At 74.4% G+C, this 11,700-nt stretch carries 8 protein-coding genes; 1 reads left to right on the top strand and 7 read right to left on the bottom strand.

Annotated elements, in window-relative coordinates:
• Nucleotides 1-11: 11 nt before the first annotated feature.
• The 3 genes from FDO69_RS05360 to FDO69_RS05350 all read right to left on the bottom strand — a co-directional run bounded on the left by FDO69_RS05360 (nucleotide 12) and on the right by FDO69_RS05350 (nucleotide 3,999).
• Nucleotides 12-1,094 carry a Zn-dependent alcohol dehydrogenase gene (locus FDO69_RS05360; protein WP_104778594.1) on the bottom strand — a complete coding sequence of 361 codons (1,083 nt, stop codon included), beginning with the start codon at nucleotides 1,092-1,094 and terminating at the stop codon, nucleotides 12-14.
• Between the two features lie 20 nt (nucleotides 1,095-1,114).
• Nucleotides 1,115-2,503 carry an aldehyde dehydrogenase family protein gene (locus FDO69_RS05355; protein WP_104778593.1) on the bottom strand — a complete coding sequence of 463 codons (1,389 nt, stop codon included), beginning with the start codon at nucleotides 2,501-2,503 and terminating at the stop codon, nucleotides 1,115-1,117.
• A gap of 152 nt (nucleotides 2,504-2,655) precedes the next feature.
• Nucleotides 2,656-3,999, bottom strand: a complete 1,344-nt coding sequence (locus FDO69_RS05350; protein ID WP_104778592.1) for an ABC transporter ATP-binding protein — start codon at nucleotides 3,997-3,999, stop codon at nucleotides 2,656-2,658.
• 148 nt (nucleotides 4,000-4,147) lie between these two features.
• On the opposite strand from FDO69_RS05350, the gene FDO69_RS05345 reads away from it, so the two are divergent.
• On the top strand, nucleotides 4,148-5,134 hold the full coding sequence (locus tag FDO69_RS05345; protein WP_138430058.1) for a hypothetical protein: 987 nt from the start codon (nucleotides 4,148-4,150) through the stop codon (nucleotides 5,132-5,134).
• Between the two features lie 73 nt (nucleotides 5,135-5,207).
• Here FDO69_RS05345 and FDO69_RS42655 read toward each other — a convergent pair whose 3' ends face one another.
• The 4 genes from FDO69_RS42655 to FDO69_RS05325 all read right to left on the bottom strand — a co-directional run bounded on the left by FDO69_RS42655 (nucleotide 5,208) and on the right by FDO69_RS05325 (nucleotide 11,604).
• Nucleotides 5,208-7,196 carry a class F sortase gene (locus tag FDO69_RS42655; protein ID WP_104778590.1) on the bottom strand — a complete coding sequence of 663 codons (1,989 nt, stop codon included), beginning with the start codon at nucleotides 7,194-7,196 and terminating at the stop codon, nucleotides 5,208-5,210.
• Between the two features lie 868 nt (nucleotides 7,197-8,064).
• Entirely contained in the window at nucleotides 8,065-8,652 is a 588-nt protein-coding gene (locus FDO69_RS05335; protein ID WP_167526527.1) for a hypothetical protein, read from the bottom strand.
• Nucleotides 8,653-8,752: 100 nt separating this feature from the next.
• Nucleotides 8,753-10,102 carry an MFS transporter gene (locus FDO69_RS05330; RefSeq protein ID WP_234387850.1) on the bottom strand — a complete coding sequence of 450 codons (1,350 nt, stop codon included), beginning with the start codon at nucleotides 10,100-10,102 and terminating at the stop codon, nucleotides 8,753-8,755.
• Nucleotides 10,103-10,125: 23 nt separating this feature from the next.
• On the bottom strand, nucleotides 10,126-11,604 hold the full coding sequence (locus tag FDO69_RS05325) for a CitMHS family transporter (RefSeq protein WP_324826345.1): 1,479 nt from the start codon (nucleotides 11,602-11,604) through the stop codon (nucleotides 10,126-10,128).
• Nucleotides 11,605-11,700 lie beyond the last annotated feature (96 nt).

Genomic DNA, 11,700 nt, shown 5'->3' with positions numbered 1-11,700 from the left:
GGAACTCGGGGCTAGAACACGACCAGGGCCCGGCCGCCCTTGCCCGCCAGCATGTTCTCGAAGGCCGCCGGAATGCCGTCCAGGGAGATGCGTTCCGTGACCAGCGCGTTCAGGTCGAGGCGGCCCGCCCGGATGTGTTCGGCCAGGACCGGGAGGTCCTCAGCCGGGTCGGAGTTGCCGTAGACGCAGCCGGAGAGGGTGCGGCCCCAGTGGAAGATCTCCAGGGCGTTGAAGGTGACCTGCTGGTCCTTGCCGCCGATGCCGACGACCGTGGTGCGGCCGCCGCGGCGGGTGGAGTCCCAGGCCGCGCGGATGCTGACGGCGCGTCCGGCGCACTCCACGGCGACGTCGACGCCCTGCTTGCCGGTGAGGCCGCGGATCTCGCGGGCGGTGGTGTCGGAGGCGACGACGTAGTCGGTGGCGCCGGCCGCCCTGGCCAGCTCCTCCTTCTCGGCGGACACGTCCACCGCGACGATCTTCGAGGCACCCGCGATCCGGGCGGCCTGGAGGGCGGAGAGGCCCACTCCCCCGACGCCGAACACCGCGACCGTCTCGCCCTGCCGGACCCGGGCCGCGTGGTGGACGGCGCCGTAACCGGTGAGGACGGCGCAGCCGAGGAGGGCCGCGTCGGTGAGCGGGACGCCGTCCGGGACCGGCAGGACACAGGACGCGGAGACGACCGTCTCCTCGGCGAACGCGGCGACGTTCAGGCCGGGGTGGAGGTCGGTGCCCTCGGTGGTGCGGGCGTAGACGTCGGCGGCGCCGCTGAGGGCGTTGGCGCACAGCCACACCTCGCCGAGCGAGCAGGCGTGGCAGGCGCCGCAGGACGGGGCCCAGTTGAGGACGACACCGTCGCCGGGCGCGACATGGCCGACCCCCTCACCGACGGCGACGACCGTGCCGGCGCCCTCGTGCCCGAGGACGGCCGGGACGGGCACGCGCATGGTGCCGTCGGACAGGGACAGGTCGGAGTGGCAGACCCCGGCGGCGGCGAGCCGGACCCGGACCTGGCCGGGTCCGGGGTCGGGCAGGTCGATGCCGGTGATCCGAAGCGGGGAGCCGACGGCGGGAAGGACGGCGGCGCGGACAGCCATGACGGAGGGACTCCCCTGGGCTAGAACTGGAGGGACTTGGTCTGGAGGTACTCGGCCAGGCCGTGCACGCCGAGTTCGCGGCCCACGCCGGACTGCTTGTAGCCGCCGAAGGGGGCGAGCGGGTTGAAGCGGCCGCCGTTGATGTCGACCTGGCCGGTCTCCATCCGGCGCGCGAAGGCCACCGCCTCGGCCTCGTCACCGGCCCACACGGCGCCGGCCAGGCCGTACACGGTGCCGTTGGCGATGCGCAGGGCGTCCTCCTCGTCCTCGTACTTCAGGATCGACAGGACCGGGCCGAAGATCTCCTCCTGCGCGATGGTCATGTCCTCGGTGACATCGGCGAAGACGGTCGGGCTGACGAAGTAACCCTCCGCGCGCGGGGCTTCGGGGCCGCCGGCGACCAGTCGGGCACCCTCCGCGACGCCCTTCTCGATGTAACCGCGGACCCGTGCCTGCTGCTTGGCGTTGACGACGGGGCCGATGCGCTCGCCGTACTTGGCGGCGGCGGCCTCCGCGAGCTCGACGGCCTCGTCGTACCGGTCGCGGTGGACCAGCATCCGGGTCCAGGCGCTGCACGTCTGCCCGGAGTTGGACATGACGTTGGCGACCCCGACGTTGACCGCCTTGGCCAGGTCGGCGCTCGGGAGGATGACGTTGGCGGACTTGCCGCCCAGTTCGAGGGCGACCTTCTTGACCTGCCCGGCCGCGATCCCGGCGAGCTGCCGGCCGACGGCGGTGGAGCCGGTGAAGGAGACGAGGTCGACACCGGGGTGCTCGGCGAGGGCCTGGCCGGCGACCGGGCCGAGTCCGGTGACCAGGTTGAAGACACCGGCTGGGATGCCCGCCTCGTGCACGGCGTCCGCGAAGAGCCGGGCCACCAGTGGGGTGTCCTCGGCGGGCTTCACCACGATCGTGCAGCCCGCCGCGAGGGCCGGGGCGACCTTGGCGACGATCTGGTGCAGCGGGTAGTTCCAGGGCGTGATCGCGGCCACGACACCGACCGGCTCGTGGTGCACGACCGAATTGCCGGTCTTCTCCTCGAAGGCGTACGTCGCCGCCAGCTCCGCGTACGAGCCCGCCACCGCGATCGGCACGCCCGCGTGAACGGCCTGCGAGAACTTCAGCGGCGAGCCGAGTTCGGCCGTGACCGTCTCGGCGATCTCGTCGGCGCGGGCCACGAGCACGTCCCGCAGGGCGGCCAGCCGCGCCGCCCGCTCGGCGGGCGGGGTCGCGGCCCAGTCCGCGAGGGCGGCTCGGGCGGCCCGTACGGCGGTGTCGACGTCCTCGGCCGTGCCCGCGGGGACGGTGGCGATGACCTGCCCGTCGACCGGGTTCACGACCTCGATCACGTCCTGGCCGGCGGCGGGGCGCCAGGCGCCGTCGATGTACATGCCGTCGTGTGCCTTCATCGCGCTTCCTCCGGGGCGGGGCGTCGTCGTCCGACACATAAACTAGCGGCGATAGTTTTCTGACGCCAGACGTCCCGGGACGTGAGGCCCAGGATCCGGACGCCGCCGGGCCATCACAGCACGGCGCGGGCCCCTTCCGACGGTGCGGCTCCTCACTCCCCCAGGTCGGGCTGCCGCGCCGGATGCGGACAGATGCGGTCACCGTGCCGGTCGAACACGAAGAGGTGGGCGAGGTCCACGAGGAGCGGCACCTGCATGCCGTGGCGCAGGGCCAGGTCCGGGGTGGTGCGGACGATCAGGTCCCCGGGCAGGCGGGCGTCGGCGGTCGCGGCCCCCTGCGGGTCCTCGGGGTGGTCCAGGGTGAGCACGGGTCCGGCCCGTCCGGCCGGTACGGCTCCGGACCGCTCCCGCAGCCGCGTGAGGACCGAGCCGTCGCGGCGCCGCCGGGCGGGGCGGCCGGGGCGGGGGCGCGGGGCCTCCAGTTCGGGGACGACGGCCGGGCTGGAGCCGGTGTCGAAGTGGACGAGGATCTCGTGCCCCTGGAACTCCACGTGCTCGACCAGGCCGGTGATCGGCACCTCGCCGGGGCGGGCAGCGCTGTGGTGGGCGATCCGGACGGCCTCCGAACGCAGGCCGACGATGACCTCGCGGCCCTGCTGGACGCGCAGCAGCTGGTGGTCGAGGGAGAGCGGCTCCGGCAGGCGCAGGAACTGCTTGCCCAGGCTGATGGTCATCGCCCCGTCGAGCGGGGCGCGCACCAGGCCGCGCAGCAGGTTGATGCGCGGGGTGCCGATGAACGCGGCGACGAAGACGTTGCTGGGCAGCGCGTAGACCACACGGGGGCTGTCGACCTGCTGGAGCACACCGCCGCGCAGCACCGCGACCCGGTCACCGAGCGACATGGCCTCCGCCTGGTCGTGGGTGACGTAGATCGTGGTGACGCCCAGCTCCTGGGTGAGGCGGGAGATCTCGGCCCGCAGATGGGTGCGGAGCTTGGCGTCGAGGTTGGACAGCGGCTCGTCCATCAGGAAGGCGGAGGGGTGGCGGGAGATGGCCCGGCCCATCGCGACCCGCTGGCGCTCACCGCCGGACAGCTGCCCGGGCAGGCGGTCGAGGAGGTCCTCGATGCCGAGCATGCGGGCGGTGGCGTCCACCCGGGGGCGGTGATCCACGCCCGGGGACCCGATGCGCAGCGGGAAGCCGATGTTGTCGCGGGTGGTCATGTTCGGGTAGAGGGCGAAGTTCTGGAAGACCATCGCCATGTCCCGGCCGGAGGGCGGCAGGTCGTTGGCGTACTGGCCGTCGAGCAGCAGCCGGCCCTCGTCGATCTCCTCCAGTCCGGCGATCATCCTGAGCACGGTCGACTTGCCGCAGCCGGACGGGCCGAGCAGCACGAGGAACTCGCCGGGCGTGATGTCCAGCGTCAGCCGGTCCACCACGCGAGGACCCCGCGGGTAGGTCTTGCTCACGTCCTGCAGGGAGATGGCGCGTGTCATGAGGGGCCCCCGAGGGGTCATCAGGGCGATGGTGCTCCGCGGTCGGAAGCCCCGTGCGGGTCGTACGGGGCTGTGGGTCACGGAAGTTAACGGAATGTGCGCGGCCAGGGGAAGACATCGGGCGAGATCGGGGGCTTCCGTCCATCTGGTGAGAAGGCGGACGGCCGATCCGGTCGTGAGGCGGATCGAGGGCTTCCGCCCATCCGGCGAGGAGGCGGACGGAAGGCGGACGGCCGATCCGGTCGTGAGGCGGATCGAGGGCTTCCGCCCATCCGGCGAGGAGGCGGACGGAAGGCGGACGGCCGATCCGGTCGTGAGGCGGATCGAGGGCTTCCGCCCATCCGGCGAGGAGGCGGACGGAAGGCGGACGGCCGATCCGGTCGTGAGGCGGATCGAGGGCTTCCGCCCATCCGGCGAGGAGGCGGACGGAAGGCGGACGGCCGATCCGGTCGTGAGGCGGATCGAGGGCTTCCGCCCATCCGGCGAGGAGGCGGACGGAAGGCGGACGGCCGATCCGGTCGTGAGGCGGATCGAGGGCTTCCGCCCATCCGGCGAGGAGGCGGACGGAAGGCGGACGGCCGATCCGGTCGTGAGGCGGATCGAGGGCTTCCGCCCATCCGGCGAGGAGGCGGACGGAAGGCGGACGGCCGATCCGGTCGTGAGGCGGATCGAGGGCTTCCGCCCATCCGGCGAGGAGGCGGACGGAAGGCGGACGGCCGATCCGGTCGTGAGGCGGATCGAGGGCTTCCGCCCATCCGGCGAGGAGGCGGACGGAAGGCGGACGGCCGATCCGGTCGTGAGGCGGATCGAGGGCTTCCGCCCATCCGGCGAGGAGGCGGACGGAAGGCGGACGGCCGATCCGGTCGTGAGGCGGATCGAGGGCTTCCGCCCATCCGGCGAGGAGGCGGACGGAAGGCGGACGGCCGATCCGGTCGTGAGGCGGATCGAGGGCTTCCGCCCATCCGGCGAGGAGGCGGACGGAAGGCGGACGGCCGATCCGGTCGTGAGGCGGATCGAGGGCTTCCGCCCATCCGGCGAGGAGGCGGACGGAAGGCGGACGGCCGATCCGGTCGTGAGGCGGATCGAGGGCTTCCGTCCATCTGGTGAGAAGGCGGACGGGCCGATCCGGTCGTGAGGCGGATCGAGGGCTTCCGTCCATCCGGCGAGGAGGCGGACGGCCGATCGGTCGTCGGGCGGGGCGGGCCGGGTCAGCGGATGCCGGTGAGATGGGCGAAGACGACGAGGTTCCCGGAGTAGCCCTTCCTGCGGTCGTAGTTGCCGCCGCAGGTGATCAGCCGCAGCTCGGGGCGGCCCCGGGCGCCGTACACCTCCCGGCTCGGGAAGTGCGCCTTCTCGTACGACTTGATCCTGTCGACCGTGTAGACGGCGATACGCCCGTCGGCGCGCCGGGCCTTGATGATCCGGCCCCGCTTCAGCTCGGTCAGCCCCGCGAAGACGGCGGGCCCGCGGTCCGTGTCCAGGTGCCCCACGGCCACGGCGGTGCCCTGCTCGCCGGGCGAGGCGCCGTGCCGGTACCAGCCGACGAGCTTGGGGTCGTCGTCCGGCGGGGCGGTGAGGCGGCGGTCGCGGTCGAGGCCCAGGTCCATGACCGGCGCGTCGAGGTCGAGGTAGGGGATGAGGAGGCGAGTGGCCCGGGAACGGGGCAGGGGGCGAAGACCGGCCGACGGGCGGGGCTTGCGGACGGCGGGGGCGCCGGGCTTGGGAGCGGGGCGCGGGGTGGCGGCCGCGGATCGGCCGGGGGGCGTGGCGGGCTTGGCTCCGCGGAGCCCTGGGGTGCCGACGCCCGGGGCGGGGGCCCCTGGGGCGCCGGCCCCGGAGGGGGCGGGACCCGGGGCGCGGGCCCCGGGGGTGGCGGAGCCGGGGGTGGCGGAGCCGGGGGTGGCGGAGCCGGGGGTGGCGGAGCCGGGGGTGGCGGAGCCGGGGGTGGCGGAGCCGGGGGTGGCGGAGCCGGGGGTGGCGGAGCCGGGGGTGGCGGAGCCGGGGGTGGCGGAGCCGGGGGTGGCGGAGCCGGGGGTGGCGGAGCCGGGGGTGGCGGAGCCGGGGGTGGCGGAGCCGGGGGTGGCGGAGCCGGGGGTGGCGGAGCCGGGGGTGGCGGAGCCGGGGGTGGCGGAGCCGGGGGTGGCGGAGCCGGGGGTGGCGGAGCCGGGGGTGGCGGAGCCGGGGGTGGCGGAGCCGGGGGTGGCGGAGCCGGGGGTGGCGGAGCCGGGGGTGGCGGAGCCGGGGGTGGCGGAGCCGGGGGTGGCGGAGCCGGGGGTGGCGGAGCCGGGGGTGGCGGAGCCGGGGGTGGCGGAGCCGGGGGTGGCGGAGCCGGGGGTGGCGGAGCCGGGGGTGGCGGAGCCGGGGGTGGCGGAGCCGGGGGTGGCGGAGCCGGGGGTGGCGGAGCCGGGGGTGGCGGAGCCGGGGGTGGCGGAGCCGGGGGTGGCGGAGCCGGGGGTGGCGGAGCCGGGGGTGGCGGAGCCGGGGGTGGCGGAGCCGGGGGTGGCGGAGCCGGGGGTGGCGGAGCCGGGGGTGGCGGAGCCGGGGGTGGCGGAGCCGGGGGTGGCGGAGCCGGGGGTGGCGGAGCCGGGGGTGGCGGAGCCGGGGGTGGCGGAGCCGGGGGTGGCGGAGCCGGGGGTGGCGGAGCCGGGGGTGGCGGAGCCGGGGGTGGCGGAGCCGGGGGTGGCGGAGCCGGGGGTGGCGGAGCCGGGGGTGGCGGAGCCGGGGGTGGCGGAGCCGGGGGTGGCGGAGCCGGGGGTGCGCGACCCAGTGCGGGACCCGGGAGTGCGGGCCCCGGGGGTGCGAGCCGGTGTCGTGGCGGATGCGGGGGCCTCGGCCGGGCCGGTGCGGCGACCGGGGGTGGGGTTGGCGGGGCCGGCCGGGAGGGCAGCGGTGCCGGGGGCTCCGGGCACGGCGGTCCTGCCCGTGCCGGAGGTGCCCGGCAGGGCGGCCTTGCCCGTGGGGGACGTGCCCGGCAGGGCGGCCTCGCCCTTGCCAGGGCCGACCTGGCGGGCACTCGTGCCCGGGCCTTCGCCTGTGGCGGTACCCGGGCCCGCGCCCGACGGCCGGTCGGCCGTGCCGGAGCCGGCCGGGTGGGCGGCCGTGGTGAAGTCGGGCGGCAGGGCCGTGGCCGTCGTCGCGCCGGGCTCTTCGCCCCGGTCCCAGCACACCCCGGCCACCACCAGCAGCGAGACGGCCATCGCGATCGTCCGCGTCAGCCGGAAGGCACGTGTCCGGTACCAGGGCCTGCGCGACCGCCGGGGCCGCCTCCAGGGCACGCCGGATGGCGCCGCGTACCGTCTCGCCGGAACGGCGCCGGTACCCGAGCCGGAACCACGCCGGTCCACCGGCGCCGCGGCACGCCCTGCCCCGCGCCGAAACTCTCGGACATCGCCATGGCCGGTCCCCCGTCCGCGCCGCCCCGACGGCACTCGAGCGGGGCTGCCTGCCCCGCCCCTGCGCCGCACGACCGGAGCACCGGCAGGCCCGGAGCCGGACCGGGCTCCGAGGCCGTCGCCGGAGCCCCTCCGGCTCCCCGGAGCACCTCCGGACCCGGTACCGCCCCCACGCCGCCCCGACGGCACGTCGACGGAACCGGAACCAGCCCCACGCCGACCCCACGGCACATCGACGGAACCGGAACCGGCCCCACGCCGAGCCGCCGAGGCGGCGCCGGACTCAGCACCGCCCCCCTGCCGCCTCACCGCCCCGGCATCGAACCCGGCACCGCCTCCTCGCCGCCTCGACGCCCCGGCGTCGGACCCGGCAGCACCTCCTCGCCGCCTCGACGCCCCGGCATCGAACCCGGCACCGCCACGTCGCCGCCTCGACGCTCCTGCCTCGAACCCGGCACCGCCTCCTCGCCGCCTCGACGCCCCGGCGTCGGACCCGGCAGCACCTCCTCGCCGCCTCGACGCCCCGGCATCGAACCCGGCACCGCCACGTCGCCGCCTCGACGCTCCGGCCTCGAACCCGGCACCGCCTCCTCGCCGCCTCGACGCCCCGGCGTCGGACCCGAGCGGGCCCCCGCCCCGGCCCAGCGGGGCGGAGCCATCCGCGGAACCCGGCCTACGCGGCGCCATGGGGGCGGCGACGGAGCCGGAACCAGACCGTCCCGGCGACGGCGGCCAGACCGACCGCGGCCGCGCCGGTGACCGGCGTGAACGCCTCGCTGCGGGCAATGCCGCCGCCGCCCGCCGGCGGGCCGCCGACCGGCGTCGCCGGCTTGGAGGTGGGGCAGTCGACCTTGAACACCTTGAACTTGCCGGCGCCGTGGGCCTGGTCGGTGAGCCACGTCAGCTTGTACTGCCCGTTGGGCAGATCGACGGCCTCGGTACGGCCCATGCCGGTCGGGTCGGCGACGAAGCTGCCCGTGCGCGTGGCGCCGCCCGGGACCTCGGGCTGGGTCTGGATGGTCCAGTTGATCTGCTCACCCGCGTCGAAGTTGAACGCGGCGAGGTAGAAGTCGCAGACCTTCGGGTCGTTGCGCTGGTTGACCGCGGCCGTCGTGCTGGCATGGATCTTTACGTCTCCGTTGTCCCCCGGGATGGGAGCGGCGACGGCGGACACCCCGCTCAGGGTGGTCCCTGCGAGGGTGAGGGCGGCGAGGACGGCGGTGCGGGCGCCGGCGCGACGCGCGAGGGGTACGACGGGCATGAACATGCCTCCAAGTCAGATGATTTACATACAAACACCTCGTCACCTGACTTTCTGGCACCTCACCGCCGAAAAGACCGCAGCACCGCCCTACGACGCGTCAGATATCGCTCTTCCGGCGCAGCGGCACCCCGCGCCCGAGGTCCCTCCGCCCTCCACGGCCCTCACCCTCCGACTCCTCCGGCCCATCCGCCCTGTCCGGCACGTCCCGGTCACCCAGCTCGCCCGGCTCATCCGGTTCAACCGGTTCAACCGACTCATCGGGTTCAACCGGTGCATCCGGCTCCCGCGGCGACCGCACGGCGACTCCGGAGGACAGCAGCAACAACACCCCCAGCATCACGAACGGCGCAGCCACACCCGCGACGCCGGCGATCAGCCCGGCCGCGGCGGGCGCGGCGACCTGGCCGAGCCGGTTGCCGGTCAGGCGCAGGGCCAGGGCCGTGGAACGGGCGTCGTCGGGGGCGGCCTGGACGACCGTCGTCATGGACAGCGGCTGTCCGACCCCGAGGCAGAAGCCGAGCGCGACCAGCAGCAGTCCGAGCGCCCACACCGGCACCGGCAGGGCGACGCCCGCGCACAGCAGGGCCGCCAGCAGACAGGTGAGCGTCAGCAGCCGGGGCCGGCCGAGGATCCGCAGCAGGGGCGTCAGCACCAGGCGGCAGGCGATCGTCGCCGCGGCACGCAGACTGAGCAGGACGCCGATCACCGACGGCGCGATGCCCCGGTGCTCGCCGACCACCGGAAGGTAGGCGGTCAGGATGTCGGTCGCGGACAGCACGGCCAGGCTGATGAGAATGCCCGCGGGCACCCCACGGGTGCGCAGGATGCCGCGGACCGGGACCCGGGCCCCTTTGTCCGCACCGGACGAGGACCCCGTGCGGCGATGCTCGATGCGCCACAGCGAGGTGAACGCCACAGCCGCGGTCGCGCCCGCCACGATCAGGGCGAGCGCACTGCTGCCCGCCATGTCCTCACCGCCGATCAGCGCGCCCGCGGCGATGGGGCCGACCAGCTGGCCGAGGGCGGCGCCGATGGTGAAGTGGCCGAAGTTGCGGTCCTGTTCGTGCGGCGCGGACTGGCGGGCGACCAGAGACTGGGAGCCGATGACGAAGCACAGGTGCCCGAGGCCCATCACCCCGCTCCACAGGGCCATCGTCCACAGGGAGCCGGCCACGCCGCTGAGGGCGCAGCCGCCGGCTATGAGCACCACGCCGACCGGCAGCAGGGGCGCGCAGCGGCCGTGGTCGGTGCGGCGGCCCAGGGGCACGGCGGCGAACAGGGGCAGCAGCGCGTACACACCGGCGATGACACCGACGGCGCGCTCGTCCGCGCCCAGCGCGAGGGCCCGGTAGGAGACGGCGGGCCGGGCCATCGACACCGCCCCCTGCGCGAAGCCGAAGGCGATGACGAGGCGGAGCAGCCAGCCGCGGTTCCCACCGGGCCTCACGATGACGTCCTCCATGAAGTGGCTCAGATGATCCCGAACAGCATGCCCGCGCCGAGGATGACCAGGCAGGTGAGGGCGGCCCACTTCACGACGAACTTGGTGTGGTCGCCGAACTCGACCTTGGCCATGCCGACCAGGACGTAGACGGCCGGGACGAGCGGGCTGGACATGTGCAGCGGCTGGCCGACCAGCGAGGCGCGGGCCATCTCCAGCGGGGTGACGCCGTGCGCGGCACCGGCCTCGGCGAGGACGGGCAGGACACCGAAGTAGAAGCCGTCGTTCGACATGAAGTAGGTGAGCGGCAGGCTCAGGACGCCGGTGACGAGGGCCATGTGCGGGCCCATGCTGGCGGGGATGACGTCCACCATCCACTTGGCCATGTGGTCGACCATGCCGGTGCCCTGCAGGACGCCGGTGAAGACGGCGGCGGCGAAGACCATGCCGGAGACGTTCAGGACGTTGTCGGCGTGGGCGGCCAGGCGGGCCTTCTGGTCGGGGATGTGCGGGAAGTTCACGGAGAGGACGAGCGCGGCGCCGATCAGGAACAGCACCGGGATCGGCAGCCATTCCATGATCATGGCGGTGAGCAGACCGACCGTGAGCAGCGCGTTGAACCAGTACAGCTTGGGGCGCAGGGTGGGCCGGTTCGGGTCGAGGCCCTGGAAGGTGTCGTCGTCACCGGAGTCGGTGGAGGCGCCGGAGGGCGTGCCGCCCGCGGGGGCGTCCGTGCCGGAGCCCGCGGCGGCCGTGCCGCCCTTGCGCATCGAGACCTTGCCGTCGCCGGAGGCACCGGAGCCGACGAGGACCGTCTCGGTCTCCTTCTCCTCCTCCAGCACCTCGTCCAGCGTCAGCACGCCGAGCCGCCGGCGCTCGCGCACGCCGAGCACGTAGGACAGGATGAAGACGAAGAGCAGGCCCACCAGGAGCGCCGGGATCATCGGGACGAAGATGTCGCTGGCGTCGAGCTTCAGCGCGGTCGCGGCGCGGGCGGTCGGGCCGCCCCAGGGGAGGGTGTTCATCACGCCGTTGGCCATGGCGGCGACACCGGTCATCACGACCAGGCTCATCTTCAGGCGCTTGTACAGCGGGTACATCGCCGAGACGGTGATCATGAAGGTGGTCGAGCCGTCGCCGTCCAGCGACACGATGGCGGCGAGCACGGCGGTGCCGACGACGATCCGCATCGGGTCGGCTTTACAGAATTTGAGGATCCCGCGGACGATCGGGTCGAAGAGGCCGACGTCGATCATCACGCCGAAGTAGACGATCGCGAACATGAGCATCGCCGCGGTGGGGGCGAGGTCGGTCACGCCGTCGAGGACGTAGTCACCGAGCTTGGCGCCCTTGCCGACGAACACGCAGAACAGCGCGGGAATCAGCACGAGCGCCGCGATCGGCGACATCTTCTTCATCATGATCAGGACCAGGAAGGTCGCGATCATGGCGAAGCCGAGGATGGTCAGCATGAGTGGATACCTAACGTTCGCCCTTGAACATCCCACCAGGGCCGGCGGTTCCCGAGACGTTAGGTCCCGTCAAGCAGCGTTAACAAGACGTTGACGTGCGAGCAATAAGCGCAAAACTGCTGGTCACAGCTT

This window comes from Streptomyces tibetensis, assembly GCF_007655005.1.
Taxonomy (GTDB): Bacteria; Actinomycetota; Actinomycetes; order Streptomycetales; family Streptomycetaceae; genus Streptomyces; species Streptomyces tibetensis.
The sequence above is the reverse complement of the archived record's forward strand: the minus strand, read 5'-3'. Positions and strand labels throughout refer to the sequence as shown.

What these genes read in the sequence shown, in the direction of transcription:
- FDO69_RS05355 (WP_104778593.1), bottom strand. Translation starts at nt 2,503, where the DNA reads ATGAAGGCACACGACGGCATGTACATCGACGGCGCCTGGCGCCCCGCC.
- FDO69_RS05350 (WP_104778592.1), bottom strand. Translation starts at nt 3,999, where the DNA reads ATGACACGCGCCATCTCCCTGCAGGACGTGAGCAAGACCTACCCGCGG.
- FDO69_RS05335 (WP_167526527.1), bottom strand. Translation starts at nt 8,652, where the DNA reads ATGCCCGTCGTACCCCTCGCGCGTCGCGCCGGCGCCCGCACCGCCGTC.
- FDO69_RS05360 (WP_104778594.1), bottom strand. Translation starts at nt 1,094, where the DNA reads ATGGCTGTCCGCGCCGCCGTCCTTCCCGCCGTCGGCTCCCCGCTTCGG.
- FDO69_RS42655 (WP_104778590.1), bottom strand. Translation starts at nt 7,196, where the DNA reads ATGGCCGTCTCGCTGCTGGTGGTGGCCGGGGTGTGCTGGGACCGGGGC.